We start from the raw sequence: 19,177 nt of genomic DNA, 5'->3' as shown, positions 1-19,177 counted from the left end.
GCCGCTTCCGACTTGTCGGGGCGGCTTTTCTATTTTCACGAACCTTGCGTCACCTGTCGCTTTGCTAATTTTCTGCGGATTGGCCATCTTTCATCATCACCAAATGAATGTACCCCATGATACGTCACCTGCTTTCGTTTCTTCTCCTGCTCTCTCCTTCCCTGCTTTGCGCGGCCACGGTGAGCGGCTATGTGTTTGTTGACAAAAACATCAATGGCGTGCGCGACAAAAACGAAGCTGGCGTTGGCGGCGTGGCCGTGTCGGACCAGGTGCAGGTGGTGCAAACCGATGGCAGTGGCCGCTATACGCTGAACGGCGTGCAAGGCTATGGCCTCGTGTTTGTGAGTGTGCCCACGGGCTTCAAGACTGTGGGCGCCTATTGGCAGAACATACCCGCGGGAAACGAAGAGGTGAATTTCGGGCTGGCGGTTGCGCCGGCACCGGCCACCTTCACGTTTGTTCATGCTTCGGACACACACATCAGCCCGGCAAGTCTTCCGCGCACCGAGCGGCTGCGGGCCATGGCCGATTCGCTGCGGCCGGCGTTTGTGCTGGTGTCGGGCGATCTGGTGAAGGATGCATTGCGTGTTCCTGAAAAGGAAGCGTCCGATTTGTATGCGCTCTATGTGCAGGAGGTGAAGAAGTTTTCGATGCCCGTGTGGAGCGCTGCCGGCAATCATGAAAACTTTGGCATCGAGCGGCATCAGTCGCTGGTGGGCAAAACCAATCCGCTCTATGGGAAGAAGATGTTTCATCACTACCTCGGTCCAAACTACTATTCTTTCAACTTCGGCGGCATTCATTTCGTGGCGCTCGACGATGTTGATTTTGAAGACCTGTGGTATTATGGCCATGTGGACTCGGTGCAGGTAGCGTGGCTGAAGCGCGACCTCGCCGCCGTGCCCGCCAACCAACCGGTGGTGACGTTCGCGCACATGCCGTTCTTTTCGGGCGGGCTAAGCCTTTCGAATTTTGAGGAAGAAGGTCCCGGACGTTCGCTGGAGCGGCAGCAGGGCAAGTTGCACTATCGGCATGTAGTGTCGAATGCGCAGGAGCTTGTGGGCATTCTTAGCGGGCATCCCTATCCCCTTTCGCTGGCGGGGCATTTTCATTTCCGGCAGGTGTTCACGTTTGAGTCTTACGGGCAGCCTACACGCTATGAGCAAACCGCGGCGGTGGTGGGGCCTGCGCAGGAAGGGTCGATTCAGATGCCTTCGGGGATAACGGTGTATACGGTGAAGGGTGGTGTGATTGGGGAGGGGAAGTTTGTACGGTTAGATGTGAAGTAGTTTTTTTTGTGTCAGTCATAGACTGACTTTGTGGGGGGCACGGGTCGCAGACCCGCGCCAGTTCATTCCGTATTCGCGGGAATGAAGATGGTGAACTTGGCGCCTTTGTTTAGTTCGCCGGTGGCTTCGATGAAGCCCAGGTGGTTTTCTACTATCTTTTTGCAGATGGCGAGGCCGATGCCGGTGCCCGGATATTTGTCTTTGCCGTGCAGGCGCTGGAACACCTGGAAGATGCGATCGCTGAATTGATGTTCGAAGCCGATGCCGTTGTCGGTGATAACGATGCGGTGGTAGGATATGTTTTCGGCGGTGGCGTGGTTTTTCAGTTCCAGTCCGTTCACGATGTCGGCATGGATGGCGATGAGGGGTGCCAGGTCTTGTCGCGAAAACTTGAGGGCGTTGGCGATGAGGTTGGTGAACAGTTGTTCGAACTGGAAGCTTATGAGGTTGAGTGTGGGTAATGTGCTGGATAAGATCACGGCGTGTTTTTGCTCGATGGTTTCTTTCAACTGTTCTTTTACCAGACTCAGAATGTGATTGAGGTCTGTGCGTTCGAAATGTTTTTCGTTGGTGTTGGCGCGCGAGAACGACAGCAGGTCAAGAATGAGCTGTTGCATGCGCACGGAAGCCGACTGCATGCGGCGGAAGTAGTCTTTGCCCCGGTCAGACAGATTGGCTTCTTCCACCTCCAGAATGCGTGTGGCAAAGGTTTGAATTTTGCGCAGCGGTTCTTGTAAGTCGTGGCTGGCCACGTAGGCAAACTGGGCCAGTTCGTTGTTGCTTTGCAGCAGGTTTTGGTTGAGCTGGTTCAGCTCTACGGTGCGTTGCTGCACCATGCTTTCCAATTGATCGGTAAAGATTTTACGGTCGTGGATGTCGGTGCTGGTGCCCACCCACATCACCACTTTTCCGGCGGCGTCGCGCTGGGGCACGGCGCGGCTCAGTTGCCAGCGCTCTTCGCCATCGCGACGGCGCATGCGGTGTTCGAATGTGAATTCCTGGCCGATGTGCACGGCGTTTCTCCATACAATGTCGTAGGTCTCGCGTTCTTCGGGATGAATGCTGTTGGTCCATCCTCCGGCAAAAAGCTGTTCGGCAGCAAGGCCGGTGTAGTGCGACACCGACTGATTAAAGTAGTTGATCACTCCCGTGGCATCGGCGGTCCAGATAAACTGAGGTATGGAGTCGGCCAGTGTGCGGAATTTCTTTTCGCTTTCCTCGATCACTTTTTCGGCGCGCTTCGTTTCCGTGATGTCGATCATGGTGCCGATCATGCGCTCGGGTTGCCGGTTGTCGTCATAGAACACTTTGCCGTGGGTGCGTATCCAGTGTTCTGAATTGTCGGGATGAATGACGCGGGCTTCGTAGTAGTAGTTGCCCGTGACCATGGCGGCGGTGAATGCTTTCTCCACCACGGCCACACGGTCTTCGGGGTGAAGGGCATTGCGCATGTCGGCGTGTGTGATCACGGCATCTTCGCGACGACCAAAGATGCGGGCCAGGCGCGGCGAATAAATGATGTCGCGTGTTTTCAGGTCGAGGTCCCACGTGGCCAGCTGTGTTCCTTCGGTGGCAAGGGTGAGGCGTTCGGCAGCGTCCATGATCTGCTGGCGCGCTTCCACTTTCTCGCTCACGTCGTTCACCGTCACCATGATGCCCGACACCGTGCCGTCTGAATCGAACAAGGGTGCGTATTCAAAATCAAGATAGTAGCTCTTCAATCCGTCTTCGCCATCTACCGAGGCGAAGGCTTCGTTTTCGCGGTAGGGCTTTCCGGTGTCGAACACGTCCAACAAAAGGCGGGGAAATTGTTGTTCGTGCAGTTCGGGAAATATGTCGAGGAGCTTGCGACCCTTCACGTCTTCCCAATTGCGTCGCCACAGGTTTTTCAGCATGGTGTTGTTGGCGATTTCAATCACCAGGTCTCTGCTGCGGAAAATGGCCATGGCAATGGGCGAGTTTGCCACCAGGTTGCGGAAGCGCAGTTCGCTCTCGTGAAGTTTCTTGCGCGCCAGCACCTGGTCGGTCACTTCCGAGGCCACCACCATCACACCGTCTACCACGTTGTTGTCGCGGAGCGGGTGGTATACAAAATTGAAGTAGCAGGCTTGTCGTTTGCCGTGGCGAACAATGGGCACTTCAAACTCAGTGCCATAGTAAGGCTGTCCCGTGGCCAGCACGTTGGTGAGCAGCGGGCCCACAAACTCCATCACTTCCGGAAGGCCATCGCGCAGGTGTCTTCCCACAAAATCTTTCTCCTCGCGGTCCACAATTTGCAGGTAAGTGGTGTTGGCGATTTCCACCATAAAGTCGGGGCCTCTCAGGATGATGATGCCTACCGGAGCCTGTGTTACGGTGTCGCGGAACTTGCGTTCTTTTTCGCGGATGGTGTCGACAAACGTTTTTTCCTCAGTGATGTCTTTCACGGTGCCCAGGATGCGGTAGGGTTTCCGTTGTGCGTCGAAAAAGATCTTGGCCTTCACATTAATCCACAGCTGTGTGGCATCGGGTCGCACAATTCTTACGGCATATTCCAACAGTCCGGTGCGCATGGCTTCTTCCATGGCCTCGTCGCGAATGGGGCGATCGAGTGGATGGATGGCCTCCACGAGATCGTGTTGGGTAAATTTCTTTTTGCTGCCGAACAGTTCGCTGATGCGATCGGAGTATATAAGGGCACCGGTGATCAGGTTCAGATCGAACGTTCCCAGCATGGCTGCGTCCACGGCCAGGCGTGTGCGTTCTTCGGCGTCGCGAATGCGGTTGCGCGCCACCACCTGGTCGGTCACATCATAGCCCATGGTGAGAATGCCGTTGATGTTTCCGCTCTCGTCGCGCAGCGCCTTGTAGATAAAGTTGATGTAGATTTTCCGGAGCTTGCCATCGTGATCCAGCAAGGCTATGTCTTCCTTGCCTTCATAGGTTTTCCCGGTGGCGTATACGTCCGTGAGCAGGTCCAGGAAAGGCTGGCCCTTCAATTCGGGAATGGCTTCGGCCACGGGCTTGCCCATCACACTGCGGTCTTTGCCCCAAAGTTTCAGGGCTTCGTCGTTCGCCAACTCAACCACAAACTGAGGTCCCCTGAACACGGCTGTGCTCACGGGGGCTTCGTCTACGAGGCTTCGCAGCTGGCGTTCGTTTTCGCGGGCGCGATTCAGGTTCAGCACCTTTTCGGTGGTTTCGGAACACACCACCAGCACCCCTTCAATGCTGCCCGATTCGCCCCGCACGGGACTGTAGCTAAAGGTCCAGTATACGTCTTCGAGCAGGCCGTTGCGATAGATGGGGATGAGCTGATCTTCGAAATAGACCGACTCGCCCTGGGTCATCACCTGGTGAATGAGCGGGCCGATGACGGGCCAGATCTCGGGCCAGCATTCCTCGCCCCGCTGGCCCACGGCATGCGGATGTTTGCCACTGTTGCCCAGGCTGGGCCGGTAGGCGTCGTTGTAGAATTGAATGAGCTCGGGGCCCCACCACAAAAACATGGGAAACCGTGCCGAAAGCAGTATGCTGAGGGTTGTGCGCAGACTTTGGGGCCAGGTTTCGGGTGCGCCCAACGGGGTTTGTTCCCAGTCTTTGGCGCGTATGAGGCCTCCCAGTTCTCCCCCGCCGGAAAGAAATTGTTCTGTGCTATGCGGGGTTTCAACCGTCATGTGCTTGTCCGTTTAGGATTGAAGTATAAAATTGTCTTTCGAGGGCTGCGGCATTGACGCTCCCCAATCGATGTTCAGAATTTTGTGAATCACGTTCTTCAGCACGCCATAAGTGCGTGGCTTGGGAACATAGAAGTGTGCACCACCGGCATACACCTTGTCGACCGTTTCGGGTTGACTTGATGTTGAAAAAATAACAATCGGGATGTGCTTAAGTTTGGGAGATTGTTTGAGTTCCTGCAAACACTCGATGCCATTTTTGCGGGGCATGTTCAAATCCAGAAAGATCACATCGGGCACCCGGGTCTCTTCCCCGAGCATGGCCAGCAATTCCTGACCATCGTGTGCCAATGTGAGCCGCGCCCGTGCCGACACTTCGCGAAGGGCTTCTTCAAAAAGCATGCGGTCGTCCGCGTCGTCGTCGGCCAGATAAATGGCGCGTTCTGGATATTGATTCATTCGTGCCTGGGAGAAAACTCCCCCACCTCATTCGGAGACGTAAATTACCAAGGCCAGCCGACTTCCCAAAAGATGGGCAGGGGTTATTTTGGAACCGGCGATTCGCCGGGACTATGAACACGTTTGTTGCCTGGGCTTTTTTGGTGATTCCTTAATCCAGGTAGCGGCGATACGTGGGGCGATAGCCCAACAGGTAGGCCACCGGGGTGAGCAGTCCGAACAGGATCTTCTGCACGGCGAAGGGTGGTTTGGTCATTCGGAAAACGTGGTCGTATTTTCCGATGGTGAGTGCCACCTGGAGTAGGTTGGGCACGCCCTGGTTGTTGGTTTTGCCGTCGATGGCCAGACCGGTGGTTACTTCAAACAGATTTTCGGTGTCGAGGGCGGGTTGCACTTTCCAGTTGGCTTTGGCTTCCTGTGTGCCTGCGTTCCACATGGCGTGGATGGTGTGGCGGGGAACGTGAAGAGTGTCGCCAGCTTTCAGGATTTTTGTTTCGTTGTTGAGTTTCACGGTCAGTTCGCCTTGCAGCACTGTGAAGTGTTCGTCTTGCCTGGGATGATAGTGGGCCATGGGTTCCTGTGAGTTGCCGCGCCAGGTCGATTCCATTTCCAGCAAGGCTCCCTGCGTGTCTTTTGCTGTTTGGAGAAAGGTGATGGTCTGTCCTGTGCGCGGATTCTGAAGCACCTTGTTTTTGTAGGCCATGGCTTTTTTTTCTTGCCTTAACGGGATGTTGCGCTGTGGGGTTGGCACTTTCTGTGGCACGCTGAACAACCGCGAACCCGCTTTCCCCTTGCCTTAACCCTGCCTGATACATGGCTTTTACCCGTCTTTGCCCTTTAGAGGGAAGGGAGTTTCAACGGACTTTCTAAGGTGTTTCTAAGGAGTTACCGGTAGGCCTGTAGTTGCCGGAACAAACATCGCCAGACGTCCTTGGGGCCGATCGCCTTTTTGACGGGTCCGGCAAGATAGAAAATAAATCAGGCCAACACAACCTTCCGGCTATGCAAATCGCGTCAGACCGGTTCGCCGTTGCCATCGGTTGTCAGCACGTCGCTCACGTAGTCAAAAAACGGGCGGATGCTTTTGAAGGTTTGGTTCACGGTTTTCAGGAAGTCGTGAGCGAGTGCTTCGCGATCGGTGAAGGTTCGCTCGAACCAGTATTGTTTGTAGCGCAGCAGTGCTATGGACGGATCGCTGGCGTCGAAACCACGGGGTGTTGTTTTCACCTGCTCGCCGGTCATGCTTCCAAAGGTGTTGACGATTGATTTTGTGCGGAGCAGTTTCTTCCAGTCGGCGAGGTTCATGGCCATGTCTTCGCGAATGCGCTTGAGGTCAGATGGATTAGGATAGGCAAAGCCGCAGGCCACGCGCGTTGCACCAGGCTTGATCCAGATGTAGTAGCCTCCGCGCAGGAAAGGTTTGACACGGCGCAGGTATCCGGCAAAGCGCGGGCTGTATGGACTTTTGTCTTTGGCAAAGCGCACATCGTTGTAGATGCGGTATAGGCTCTTCTTGCCCGAGGGTGTTTCCAGTTGGTCGTGCACGTTCATCTTGGCAATGAGGGCGTCCATGACCTGCTCGGTGTTTTCCTTTGCCTTTTCGAAGTGGTGTTTGTTTTGTTGAAACCACTCGCGGTTGTTGTTGGCGGCGAGCTTCTTCAAAAAGTCGAACGTGGATTTATGAATCTGGATGTCGGGCATGATCGGTCAGCACATTTTGCGCAAGGAACTGAAATGCCCCCGAAGAACAAAATGCCATGACCATACATGATCAATGTGCCCCTCCATCCTGCTCAAACCATTCCGGTTAACGCAGTGTGAAGGTTGCCTGGTTGGTGGTTTCCGCATTGGGGCCGACAAACACAATGTACTTGCCCGGCTCTGTGCCAAACGACATGTCGCGGCGATAGAATGAAAGATCCTGCTGGCTCAGGGTGAAGGCCACGTCTTTGGTTTCGCCGGGTTGTAGCATCACTTTGCGGAAGCCTTTCAGTTCTTTCACGGGGCGCGTGACACTGCCCACCAGGTCGCGTACATAGAGCTGCACAATCTCTTCGCCTTCGCGCTTGCCGGTGTTCTTCACCTTGCAGGTCACGGTGATGTTGTCTTGCATGGTGATGTCGTGTTTGCTGAGGGCCACGTTGCCATAGTCGAACGTGGTGTAGCTCAGGCCAAAGCCGAAGGGAAAAAGCGGTGTGTTTTTTTCGTCGAGGTATTTCGAGGTGTATTTATTGTCGGGGTCCATGGGACGCCCGGTGTTTTTCATGCTGTAGAAAATCGGAATCTGTCCCACGGAGCGCGGGAAGGTGACGGGCAGTTTTCCGGCGGGGTTGTAGTCGCCAAACAACACGTCGGCAATGGCGTGGCCGGCCTGTGTGCCGAGGAACCAGGTTTCGAGAATCGACACGTTGCTTGTTGTCATCCAGTTGATGGTGAGGGGGCGACCGTTCATGAGCACCACGGCAATGGGCTTGCCGGTTTTGTAGATTTCTTCCAGCAATTGTTGTTGCACACCGGGGAGGTTGAGCGATGCGCGGCTTGCGGCCTCGCCCGTCATGAGCGCGGCTTCGCCGAGGGCCATCACCACCACGTCGGCTTGGCGGGCCGCTTGCAGCGCTTGTGCGAAGTAGGTTGTGGTGTCGTCGTTTATGTTGCAGCCCCGGGCGTAGATAATCTTGGTGGCCGGTGGTGTGGCGGCTTTAATGCCTTCCAGCAAACTCACCGCCCTGGCGCCTTCGCCCGCGGCCGACCACGACCCGATCATCTCCTTCTTTGCATCGGCCAACGGACCGATGACGGCAATGGTCTTTGTGTTTTTCGAAAGGGGCAACACGTTCTTGTCGTTTTTTAGCAACACGATCGACTTGCGGGCCATGTCGCGGGAGGCGGCGAGAAACTCCGGCTTCATGATGGTTGCCTTTTCGCGTTCGGCATTGCAGAAGCGATAGGGATCGTCGAACAGTCCCAACTCAAATTTCTTTCGCAGCACGCGGCGCACGGCCTCGTTCACCAGAGCCTCCTTCAGCTTGCCTTCTTTCACCAGGCGTGTGAGGGCGCTGTTGTAGAAGCCGGCTTGCATGTCCATGTCCACACCGGCTTCGAGCGAAAGCATCGCGGCCGAGGCGGTGTCTTCGGCAATGCCGTGCGGGATCATTTCCATAATGGAGGTGTAGTCGGTCACGACAAAGCCTTGAAAGTTCCACTCCTTCCGGAGGATGTCGGTCATGAGGTATTTGTTGCCCGTGGCGGGAATTCCGTTCAGTTCGTTGAAGGAGGTCATGACGGTGGCGGCGCCGGCATCGACTGCGGCCTTGTAGGGCGGCAGGTACACTTCGCGCAGCACGCGGTCCGACATGTCGGTGGTGTGATAGTCGCGGCCGGCTTGTGAGGCACCATAGGCAGCAAAGTGTTTCACACAGGCCATCACGGCGTTCAGTTCTCCGATGCCGTTGCCCTGAAAGCCCTTCACACGGGCCGCGGCAATTAACGCACCGAGATAAGTATCTTCCCCTGCACCTTCGGCCATCCTACCCCAGCGCGGATCGCGCGACACGTCGCACATGGGGGCATAGGTCCAGTGCAACCCCTGCGCTGAGGCTTCGTCGGCCGCGATGCGCGCCGACTGTTCCATGGCCGTCAGATCCCAGCTCGCCGCTTCACCAAGGGGTATGGGAAAGATGGTGCGATGACCGTGAATGACATCATAGCCAAAGATGAGCGGAATGTGCAGGCGTGTTTCCTTCACGGCCAGTTCCTGGAGTTTGCGGGTGTAGTCGGCACCAAATGCATTGAATACCGCGCCCACCCTGCCGGCCCGGATGTCTTCGCGGTAGTTCTCGCGGATGGTGGGGCCGGTCACATCGATGTCGCTGGTGAATAGCGTGAGCTGTCCCACTTTTTCATCGAGGGTCATCAGCGTCATCACCGAGTCGACACGACGTTCGATGTTGCCCGACGATGATGTTGTATTTTTTTGGCAGGCCGTGGCCACCAAGAGGAGCACGGCCGACAGAAAGAATATTCGTTTCATGAGGTCACATTTATAAATAAAACATGCAATGAAGTATTGTTGTAAAGAGATGCATATCGGTCACCTTGCGTTGCATCCGCCACACCAAAGCAAGTCTCCCGCATACCGGAAGAACTTATCTTTGGCTGGGCTCCTATCCCGGAGTTCTTTGTGTTTATATACTGTCTGTTATTGAAAATCAAGTTTCGTTTTCACGGCCTGCACTTCGGGTGCTGACATGAATAGCTCCCACAACAAACCCGTGCGATAGTTTTCGATCATCACCACAATCGGTCCCTGATCGATGGCCAGATAGCTGGTTGCTACCCACCCTTCCGACAAGTCGAATGCGTCATAAAATCCATAGGTGCCCCACAAGCGATCGCCCAGCGTGTAGTAGAAGAACTTCAGGGCCTTCATCGATTCTTCGGGTGTGTAGGGAAACGACGAGAGTGCCGCCGTGGGCGTGATCACCCCCTGATCGTTGCCAGGCGAATGTGCGTCGTAGCCCGAGGGATTGTCGCTGGCGGTGAGGCCCCAGCACATGTCGCTATAGCCAACATACTTTCGCGGGTTGGCTACACAATAGGCATAGTTGATGCGTGTGGCGTTCACGTTCTGCTGCCAATAGTCGGCGAAATCGTCTTTGAAATGTGGATCAAGTCCGAGGTATGAATACTGCACCCAGAACAACGGACTGGGTGTGCCCAGGGGCAGCACGATGTCGTAGTAGGTGTTGCCGGTTTTGATGGCGCCGTTTCGTCCGTAGCCATTCACGTATACGCTTTTCGGAATGCCGTGCGTGGGTGATGCGGCGGCGAGCACATAGGTGATCTGCTCTTCGAAATATCCCGACAAGGCGAAGTTCATGTCCCAGTTGTAGTTGGGCGACCAATGCCAATAGAGCACTTCCTGATTGTCTTTGCGATACCAATCCCACTCCACACCTTCCCACAATCTGGTGATGCGTTTGATGAGGTTGTTCCCCACGGTGTCGGTGCCGTTCAGGTATTGGCGGGCGGTGAGCAGCCCCTGCACAAGGAAGGAAGTTTCCACCAGGTCGCCGCCGTTGTCTTTGGTGCTGAAGGGTATGACCTTGCCGGTGCTGCCGTTGATCCAGTGCGACCATGCGCCATGAAAGCGGTCTGATGTTTCGAGGAAGGTCACAATTTTATTGAGACGCTGCACGCCTTCCGTGCGTGTCACAAAGTTCCGTTCCATGCCCACCACCAGGGCCATGATGCCAAAGCCACTGCCGCCGCTGGTCACGGTGGTGCCGGAGTTGTTGCGTTCGCGTGCCATGCCGCTGGAAGGATCGGCGCCTTCCCAGAAATAGTTGAAGGTCCGTTTCTGGGTGAGGGTGAGCAGTTCGTCGTCGGTGATGCGTGGAAATTTGTCGGCGGGATCAAACGTCGTAATGACCTTACTGTTGATGTTTCCGCCTAATGCTTTTTTCGCGACAGACGTTAACGCTGTCGAGATTTGGAAATCGTATTTGCTAAGATACTTCAGCGTGCTGCCAGGCGTGATGGTGACGGTGCTGTCGCCATGGCTGTAGGAGAAATTCAAGTCGAGGTCTTCGGTGGTGTTCACCAGCACGATGGCCTGCGATGCCGTGGTGCGATCGATGGGGGCTGAAAACGACGCCACTATTTCGGGAGTCACGGAAGCTCCCGGTGCCGTGGTGCCCACAGGTCGATCGTCCAGTTCAAGCGACACGAGCGTGAACGTGGGTTCATCGGCCGGAGACGGGTCATCTTTTTTACAAGCGCTTAACGCTATCGCGCAACACATCCACACCAGCGCCGTTCTCCGGAATATTTTCATTTTGTCATTGAGCGTTTAAAGAAGAAACATAAAAAAAGAGGGTACACCATCGGGTGTACCCTCACCCTGTACAACTATGAATTATCTACCGGCTGTTCCGAGATTAAATAAAGCGGTGATGTCTTTTTGAGCCAACACGGTGTTGAACACGCGCACATCGTCGATGGAAGCGGTGGCCAACGGTGCCCACTCGGGACGTGTTGCATTGGCAAAGCCCAGGTCTTTGTCGGCCATGCTGCCAAACATGGCTTGTGCAGGCACGCGCATTTTCATGATGGGTGCGGTGCCACGGTTGGTATATCCGCCCACGGCTTCTGCATTGCCATAGATTTCAAATTTGTGAGTCGCCGCATCCCAGGTCATCACATAGTGCGACCATTTGTTGGCGCCCATGAAATATTTTCCGGTGCCTCCATTGGGAGCATCTGTGCCGGTGTTTTTCAGGGCCACGTTATCCTGCACGTTTTGTGCACCATCTACCGTGGAGCTCATATAGTTTTTCAGCTCCAGCGTATCGTATGTGGGCAAGTGGCGCGACGTTTCAGCACATGCCTGAATGTTGCCCCAGATGTCGTCTACGGCCGTCGGGAAAATTCCGAAGAACGATGTGAAACCGCCGCCGGCAACGCCTTTGGTTCCCTTCACATTCACCCACAAACTGATGGTGAAGTTGTTCAACGCATCCACGGTGTTGATTTTGTCGATAGCGGGAAAGGCAATGGCGCCTTTGGTGAGTTGCAACGCCTGGCCAATCTGGCCTGTGGTGAAGCCTACGGTGCCCACGGTTTTGTTGGGTGCCGTGCTGGAAATCACTTCGTTGTTGGTGCCGTCGAATGTCCAGTGTGCTACCAGATTTGTAGCTGCAACTTCATCGGAATTGTTGTAGCCGTCAATTGCCGGCAACGCATCGTCGTCTTTCGAGCAAGACCCGATTGTTAACACGCCCAGCGCGAGAACACCGGCCTTCAGATAGTTCATTGATTTTCTCATGTTCATTTTAGTTTTCATTTAGGGTATAAAAATTCAAAGTTGTATTCGGGTTGTCGTGGCTTCCATTGGTTGGCGTAGAGGCCATAGACCGTTGTCTTAGTAGAGCGGGTTTTGTTTCAGCTTATTTCCGCTCAGCAGAATCTGTGAATTGGGAATAGGAAGCAGCTCGTGTTTGCCTTCCACGAAGTTGGTTTTACCCACGGCGTGCATCACCTGTGCTGCGCGTCCCTGGCGCACCAGATCCCAGAAGCGATCGTGTTCCATGGCCAGCTCCACTCTGCGCTCGTGCCAGATGTCGTCTATGGTCACGGCACCTTTGGGGTCGAGTTTGGCGCGCGCGCGCACCAGGTTCAACGGTGTGGCTGCATCGCCTCCTTCGTGGAGCGCCGCCTCGGCATTCATCAGCAACACATCGGCAAAGCGCAGGATGCGGATGTTTTTCGGATGATCTTTGTCTTCCTTGATGGGAAACTGCTCGAGGGTTTTGCTGGTGTAGGCCTTATAGTTGTAGTATAGGTTTTGTACAGAGTCGGAGCTGGGAATGCGAAAGCCGTCCCACAACACCGTGCCCTTGTGAGTGCCCGAGTTGTCGATGGCGATGATGGTGGCGTCTTTGCGCACGTCGCCGGGTTCGTAGGCATTCACGAGGTTGGCCGACGGGCCGTTGAAACCCCATCCCAAATCATTCCAACCGCCCACACCCCCTACGCGTGGACCCTGACACACGGTGTAGTTGTCGACTCTGAAATTGCTGTTGTTGAATTTCCCCGTTTGAATTTCGAAGATCGATTCTTCGTTGTTGTCGCCTACCTGGCGCCAGAGTTCGGCATAGTCGTCCACGAGGCTGTATTTGCCCGAGCTGATCACTTCGTTGGTAAGCTCCAGCACCTTGGGCCAATCCTTCTGATAGAGGTATACTTTGGCCAGCATGGCTTGCGCCGCGCCTTTGGTGGCATGACCGTCGGCAATTGTTTTCAACGGAAGGTTGTCGGCTGCAAATTGCAGGTCGCGTTTAATGCTGTCGTAGACCACCGACGCATCAACGCGCACCTTGAACACGTCGGTGTTGGCATCGTCTGCATCGGCCGCCACGCGAAGCACCAGCGGCACACCGCCAAACATGCGCACAAGGTTGAAATAGAAATAACCTCGCAGGAATCGCACTTCACCTTGCAGCTTTCTGCGCACCGCCGGATCCAGGTTGGATGTGGAAAGTGCCAGCAATGCCTGGTTTGCCGCGCTGATTCCTTTGTAGTGTCCACCCCAAAGTGTTTCGGCAAATTTGTTTGTGGGTGTGGTGTTGAAGTTATCGATGTCGCCCACGGGCACAAGTTGATCGCTGCCGGTGCTGCCTTTGTCGGCATCGTCGGAGATGATGTTGGTGACGGAGATAAATGCAAAGCCGTGCATGTCGCCGTTGCCCCACGAGTCGCCCTGGGTCATGCTGTTATAGACGCCCGTCACCAGTTTTGGTGCGAGGTTCGGATCGAGGTCGGGTGTTTGTCCACCCTGCAAGGGCACATCCAGAAAGTTGTCGCTGCAGGCCACGGCCGTGAGGGCAATCGTGGTGAAAAGTATGTGGCGTAAAGTACGTTTCGTTTTCATGCTGTTCTGTTTTTAAAAACCCACATTTAAACCGGCGGCAAACGTGCGCGTGGTTGGATAGGATGTTAATTCAATTCCCGACGACAGGGGGTCGCCCGGCAACTCGGCCGTAAAGCCGCTATACTTTTTATAAGTGAAGAGGTTCTGGCTCGTCACAAACACGCGCAGGTTCGCGATCTTCCAACGCTCCAGCAGCGCGGCCGGGAGCGTGTAGCCAATGGTGAGGTTGTTGATGCGCGCAAACGAACCTGACTCCACGAAGTAGTCTGACGCGGGCAGGTTGCCGGTGTTGGCCGAAGGTTCGGATTGCGTGTGGTTGGCCGACGTCCACCGTTTGTACACCATGTCTTTCTCTACGTTGTCGGTGCCATAGACACGGGCGGCTTTCTTGCCGTTATAAACTTTGTTGCCTACGTTGGCATAGATGGAAAGCGAGAAGTCCCAGCTTTTATAGTTTGCACCGAGGTTCACACCGAAGTAGGCAACGGGCTGATACGATCCGGCAAACTCGCGGTCACTGTCGTCAATCACACCATCGTCGTTTTTATCGAGGTAGCGGAAGTCGCCGGGCTTTGCTGTGGGTTGAATCACTTTGCCCGCGCTGTTGGTGTAGGCTGAGATCTCGGCTTCGGAATTGAACACGCCTAGCGTTTTGTAAACATAAAAGCTTCCCACAGGCTGTCCGTTGTCGGTGTAGGTGGTGAAGCCCTGCCCTGCGCCCACGGAACCGCCATATACAGCCTGGCCGCCGTTCAGGGCGAGCACTTTGTTTTTGTTGAAGGTCACGTTGCCGCCAATGGTGTAGGAGAAGTCATCGCCGATCTTGTCTTTCCAGTTCAGCACCACTTCCACGCCGCGGTTCTGAATGGAAGCCACGTTGGTGTAGATCACTTTGTCGCCATCGCCCGAGGTGAGGTTCACGGGAACTTTGATGAGGGCGTTTTCAACTTTCTTGTCGTAGTAGTTAACCTCACCCGTCAGTTTGGACTGCAGGATGGCAAACTCCAGGGCCACGTCATATTCCTTGGTGATCTCCCAGTTGATGTTCGGATCGATGATCTGTTCAATGAGGGCACCGTTGGTTGCATCTTGTGTGCTGCCGTTGTAGGGATAGGGTTTGTTCAGCGTCACACTCTTGGTGTAGGCATCGGTTGGAATCTGGTCGTTGCCCACTTTTCCATAGGAAGCACGCAACTTCAGCAGATCGAAGATGCCCTGCCCCTGCATGAAGCCTTCGCGACTCACAACCCACGCAGCGCCTACCGAGGGAAACGACTGAAAGCGATTCACTTTTGGCAGTCGAGAACTACCGTCAACACGAAAGGTTCCGGTCAGCAAATATTTTCCGCCATAGGCATAGTTCAATCTTCCGAGGTAAGAGTTTCTGGCCCACGCATCGCCTTTGCCATCGTTCTGTGAGCTATTGGCGTCGCCCACGTTGATGTACCACAGGTTGGGATCGGCCGGCACATCGTTGCGATTGGCGGAGATCCACGTTTGATTATACTTCTCGGCGGTTGTTCCCACCAGCAAGGTGAAGTCGTGCTTGCCAAATGATTTATTGATGGTGGCCGTGTTGTCCCACACCCACCGGAAAGTTTGAATTTGTTTTATGTTCAATGCGCTCAGGGCACGCAACTGATTTCCACCGGCCACTACGAAGGTGGTTTCGTCGGGATTGAACTGGTAGTTGTATTGACGATTCAGCGAATTTTTCCAATCGGCGCCAAGCGATGTGCGCAGCGTTAACCACGACACGGGCTTGTAGCTTAGGTAGCCCGATCCCTGCATGCGGTTTTCTTTCACCTTCACATCGTTGCTCTTCACGTCGAGCAGCGGGTTGCCCACGTTGCCATAGGCCGATGTGTTTCCATAGCGACCATCCACAATGCTCGGGATGAACGGCGCCGCACGATAAGCATCGCTATAAACCGAACCCACATTGCCATAGGTGTCGATGTCGATGACGTTGAAGCCGTTTTGATTGATGCTGTTGCCATACGACGACTGGAATCCGAACTTCAGGTTTTCACGAATCTGGTAGTCGTTGTTGAGGCGAAGCGTGAGGCGTTTGAATTCATTGCCAATCACAATGCCTTCGTCGTTGAGATAACCAACGTTGAACAGATAGGTGGACTTGTCGCTGCCTCCGGAAATGGAAAGGTTGTGGCTCTGTTCCCACGCCGTGCGCAAAATGGTTTTGTACCAATCGGTGTTGTAGGACGATGCGGGTGGTGGCGTGCCCACGGCAGCCTGCACGTAGTTGCTGTATTCGGCACTGTTAGCCATTTGCACCAGGTTGGCCGCCTGACGGATGCCGATGTTGTTGTTGTAAGTAATCTTCATGGCCCCCACCGACCCCTTGCGGGTGGTGATGATGATGACTCCGTTGGCACCACGCGAACCATAGATGGCTGCAGCCGAAGCATCTTTCAGGATGGTCATGTCCACGATGTCGGCGGTGTTGATGTTGGTGATGTCGTCGGTCAGCACACCGTCAACCACATAAAGCGAGGTGGTTCCACTCAGGGCAGTGCCCACACCACGTACGCGGATCTGGGGTGAGGCGCCGGGCTGGCCGCTGCTGATGATTTGCACGCCCGCCACTTTGCCTTGCATGGCTTGTGTGGCGGTGAGCACGGGTTGCTTCGAAAGTTCTTCGCCTTTCACGTTGGCGGTGGCGCCGGTGATGTCGCTTTTCTTTTGCTCGCCATAGCCCACAACCACCACTTCGTTCAGCTGGGTGGCGTCGGTTTCCATCACCACATTCACGGTGGTCTGATCGCCCACGGTGATGGTTTGTGCTTTGTAGCCGATAAATGAAAACGTGATCACATCCTCGCCCGGACCCAGCTCAAGGCTGTAGGCTCCGTTCAGGTCGGTGGCCATTCCCCGGGTGGTTCCCTGCACCAGAACGCTCACGCCCGGCAGGGGACTGCCGTCTTCGGCGTCGGTCACTTTGCCGGTCACGGTCCGGTTCTGCGCCAGCACCTGGGTGCCCAGCACGGCCAAGAAAAGTGTAAGTAAAAATGTCCGCATAAACCCTGGTGCGCAACAGGTTTTGGGTTCAGGTTTTTAGCTGTTCGCGCCAGTGAAGGTTGGACTTGTCAAGGGCTTTCGGGAGATTTTTCGAAGAAAGTCGACCAAATCAGCCGTGGAGAAGAGTGTTTCTGGTATGTTATTTTTCCAGATTAAAAACATTGAATTCAGCGGCTTTCAACCGTTTTCTGGTCCTTCCCGGACACTTCTTTGGCGCAATAAAAACATAGCTGCGGGAACGTTTGCTAAATGGATGGCTAAGCCCGTCCAGGCACCTTCGCAACGCATCGCAAATCGCATTTTAGCGTTGCCTTTAAACCTTGGCTGTGTGAGTGTTTGGGAAAGACGTTGGTTAGTTCTGGCTGCTTTTCAACCGGCTCTGGACCCGCGCCGCGGCAGGCAGTTTGGAGGGTTTCTCCTGGATCAGAATGACCTCCTGCCAGCGCGCAGAGTGTGGCCGGCGTCCTGTTTTTTCAAGGTCGTGGATGCGCTCCGCCACCTTGTGACGGAATGCCCAAAGGGTGTTCACCCGCAGGTCGAGCTGCTCCGAAAGCATCTCGAGGGTGTACTCCTTCTGGCCGATAACGGTGAGGTAGGCGATGTAGAATGCCTTTTCGATGGGGAACTTGATGCTGTGAAAAATGGTGTAGGCGGTGATGGATTCGTTGTAGCCACAGCGCGTGCAGCGTCGGGCAAACTTCTGGGCGCCGTCGAAATACTTTTCGTTGCCACACTTGCGGCAATGAAAGGTCCCCTCCCACTTCAGGTTTTCCAGGAAGCGATAGCACGCCAGCGTGTCGGGATAAAGCGTCTTAAACTGGTGATAGTCCATCGTCTTTTCCAGAAGGCGCTCGCTCAGCACTTCCTTGATGCTGTTCTTGAGTTTCCAATTGTCTAGATCGAGAATGGAGTTGATCTGGTTGATCTCGTGCGACTGGCGTTCGAGCTTTGTGTTAATTTCTTCCAGCAAATGATTCTTATCGTTTAGTTCGATGGTACGCTCCTGCACCTTCTGTTCCAGTTCGCGGGTCACTTTGTCTTTCAACTGCATGTTCACTTCGTGCTGGTGAATGATGCGGCGCAGTGCCCGGTCGCGCATGTCTTTGAGAATGCGAATGCGATCGCCCAACGCGAACGTGAGGAACAACATTTCCAGCACAAAGCTGAAGTGAAGACTATAGTGCAACGGCGTGGTGAACGGCAACACGTTGAAGTAGACCAGCGACCGGATAAAAAATCCAATGAACAACACGCCGTAGGCAATCACAAAGAAGCGCGCCGGCCGGTAGCCCTGGTTCCAGATGGTGATGCCGGTATAAAAAATGAGCGAGAGCGGAATGATCTCCACATTGCGATAGGTGAGCAACTCCGGCAGGAAAAACAGCTCCACCAAAAACCACACCGTGCGCAGCGCAATCATGCCCTTCAGGGCCTTGTCAAGCCTCGGCGCGTTGGCGCGTGTGCTCAAAAAACGCCGGGTAAAAATCAGTCCCCAGACAATAACGGAATAGAGCGTTACGCCCACGGCATAGTTGTTCCATTCCGGATGGTTGGGCCACAGGTATTGAAAGCCGATGCCATCATAACTCATCGCGTAGGCCGCCACACTCAATATATAGATGATGTAGTAGATGTTTTTTATTTCGCGAATGGCGAGATACACCAGGAAGTTGTAGAGGCTGATGATGAGGATCATGCCATAGAATGTGCCGAAGAGCAGGTATTCGTTCAAAGCATAATACACAAACCTATCAACCGACCGGAACCCGATGCGGATATCGGCAAACTCATGCGAACGGACATTGAAGTAATAATACATCAACGTGTCGGCGTTGATGTTCAACACGATCTCAAAGTTTTTATGACGCAACAGGCGGTGGGCAAAAGGCTGACTGTCGCCCATCATCACGTTTCGATACGATCCGTTTTCCTGGGGAATGTAGGCCTCAATCTCATCGATGGTCTGATCATAGAACTCCAGCATCCACACTTCTGTGCTGTTGGCCCGATGCCGAACGGGCAACCTGATCCAGTAGGAAGCGTTGGTCTTAAAATCCTTGTTGTGATAGTCGGGGTGCGCCTGAAAACGATTCGAAAAACTGTTGGACGAGACCTGCCAGAACGACAAGGTGTTGGTGGTGTCTACATAATACTCCAACTCATAGGGCATGAAGTTGTGTTCGTTACGACCGTCTTCCACCTCAAACACTTTCTGGGCACTGGCACTGCCCAGAATGATGATGATTGCCACGCCCGTCACTATCCACTGCTTCATACGTGAATATACTATGCGTTGTCTTACT

The 19,177-nt window shown here is 54.5% G+C and carries 11 protein-coding genes; 1 reads left to right on the top strand and 10 read right to left on the bottom strand.

Annotation, left to right across the window (positions count from 1 at the left end):
• The first annotated feature begins 116 nt into the window (after positions 1-116).
• The gene (locus tag JI741_RS23795; RefSeq protein WP_202013937.1) at positions 117-1,289 is read left to right on the top strand and encodes a metallophosphoesterase; all 1,173 of its coding nucleotides are present in this window, start codon (positions 117-119) and stop codon (positions 1,287-1,289) included.
• A 62-nt stretch (positions 1,290-1,351) separates the two neighbouring features.
• On the opposite strand, the gene JI741_RS23790 is transcribed toward JI741_RS23795, so the two are convergent.
• From JI741_RS23790 to JI741_RS23745, 10 genes are all read right to left on the bottom strand, one after another.
• Positions 1,352-4,945 carry a PAS domain-containing protein gene (locus JI741_RS23790; protein WP_202013936.1) on the bottom strand — a complete coding sequence of 1,198 codons (3,594 nt, stop codon included), beginning with the start codon at positions 4,943-4,945 and terminating at the stop codon, positions 1,352-1,354.
• Between the two features lie 12 nt (positions 4,946-4,957).
• On the bottom strand, positions 4,958-5,404 hold the full coding sequence (locus tag JI741_RS23785) for a response regulator (RefSeq protein ID WP_202013935.1): 447 nt from the start codon (positions 5,402-5,404) through the stop codon (positions 4,958-4,960).
• Between the two features lie 151 nt (positions 5,405-5,555).
• Positions 5,556-6,107, bottom strand: a complete 552-nt coding sequence (locus JI741_RS23780) for a cupin domain-containing protein (RefSeq protein WP_202013934.1) — start codon at positions 6,105-6,107, stop codon at positions 5,556-5,558.
• A gap of 311 nt (positions 6,108-6,418) precedes the next feature.
• Positions 6,419-7,105: a DUF2461 domain-containing protein gene (locus tag JI741_RS23775; protein ID WP_202013933.1), complete on the bottom strand. Its 687-nt coding sequence runs from the start codon at positions 7,103-7,105 to the stop codon at positions 6,419-6,421.
• A 106-nt stretch (positions 7,106-7,211) separates the two neighbouring features.
• Positions 7,212-9,434 carry a beta-glucosidase BglX gene (gene bglX / locus JI741_RS23770; protein ID WP_202013932.1) on the bottom strand — a complete coding sequence of 741 codons (2,223 nt, stop codon included), beginning with the start codon at positions 9,432-9,434 and terminating at the stop codon, positions 7,212-7,214.
• 168 nt (positions 9,435-9,602) lie between these two features.
• Positions 9,603-11,240 carry a glucoamylase family protein gene (locus JI741_RS23765; protein ID WP_236676249.1) on the bottom strand — a complete coding sequence of 546 codons (1,638 nt, stop codon included), beginning with the start codon at positions 11,238-11,240 and terminating at the stop codon, positions 9,603-9,605.
• 81 nt (positions 11,241-11,321) lie between these two features.
• The gene (locus JI741_RS23760; protein WP_202013931.1) at positions 11,322-12,230 is read right to left on the bottom strand and encodes a LamG-like jellyroll fold domain-containing protein; all 909 of its coding nucleotides are present in this window, start codon (positions 12,228-12,230) and stop codon (positions 11,322-11,324) included.
• A 96-nt stretch (positions 12,231-12,326) separates the two neighbouring features.
• Positions 12,327-13,835, bottom strand: coding sequence for a RagB/SusD family nutrient uptake outer membrane protein (locus JI741_RS23755; RefSeq protein ID WP_202013930.1), 1,509 nt, complete (start codon positions 13,833-13,835; stop codon positions 12,327-12,329).
• 12 nt (positions 13,836-13,847) lie between these two features.
• The gene (locus JI741_RS23750) at positions 13,848-16,874 is read right to left on the bottom strand and encodes a SusC/RagA family TonB-linked outer membrane protein (protein WP_202013929.1); all 3,027 of its coding nucleotides are present in this window, start codon (positions 16,872-16,874) and stop codon (positions 13,848-13,850) included.
• 352 nt (positions 16,875-17,226) lie between these two features.
• Entirely contained in the window at positions 17,227-19,149 is a 1,923-nt protein-coding gene (locus tag JI741_RS23745) for a 7TM diverse intracellular signaling domain-containing protein (protein WP_202013928.1), read from the bottom strand.
• Positions 19,150-19,177: the final 28 nt, after the last annotated feature.

It is taken from the genome of Chryseolinea lacunae (genome assembly GCF_016735595.1).
GTDB lineage: Bacteria > Bacteroidota > Bacteroidia > Cytophagales > Cyclobacteriaceae > Chryseolinea > Chryseolinea lacunae.
Note: the sequence above shows the minus strand (reverse complement) of the source record. Positions and strands in the feature narration are given on the sequence as shown.

Coding starts and splice junctions, on each gene's coding strand:
- JI741_RS23765 (WP_236676249.1), bottom strand. CDS start 11,240: ATGAAAATATTCCGGAGAACGGCGCTGGTGTGGATGTGTTGCGCGATA.
- JI741_RS23750 (WP_202013929.1), bottom strand. CDS start 16,874: ATGCGGACATTTTTACTTACACTTTTCTTGGCCGTGCTGGGCACCCAG.
- JI741_RS23760 (WP_202013931.1), bottom strand. CDS start 12,230: ATGAGAAAATCAATGAACTATCTGAAGGCCGGTGTTCTCGCGCTGGGC.
- bglX (WP_202013932.1), bottom strand. CDS start 9,434: ATGAAACGAATATTCTTTCTGTCGGCCGTGCTCCTCTTGGTGGCCACG.
- JI741_RS23775 (WP_202013933.1), bottom strand. CDS start 7,105: ATGCCCGACATCCAGATTCATAAATCCACGTTCGACTTTTTGAAGAAG.
- JI741_RS23745 (WP_202013928.1), bottom strand. CDS start 19,149: ATGAAGCAGTGGATAGTGACGGGCGTGGCAATCATCATCATTCTGGGC.
- JI741_RS23780 (WP_202013934.1), bottom strand. CDS start 6,107: ATGGCCTACAAAAACAAGGTGCTTCAGAATCCGCGCACAGGACAGACC.
- JI741_RS23755 (WP_202013930.1), bottom strand. CDS start 13,835: ATGAAAACGAAACGTACTTTACGCCACATACTTTTCACCACGATTGCC.
- JI741_RS23785 (WP_202013935.1), bottom strand. CDS start 5,404: ATGAATCAATATCCAGAACGCGCCATTTATCTGGCCGACGACGACGCG.
- JI741_RS23790 (WP_202013936.1), bottom strand. CDS start 4,945: ATGACGGTTGAAACCCCGCATAGCACAGAACAATTTCTTTCCGGCGGG.
- JI741_RS23795 (WP_202013937.1), top strand. CDS start 117: ATGATACGTCACCTGCTTTCGTTTCTTCTCCTGCTCTCTCCTTCCCTG.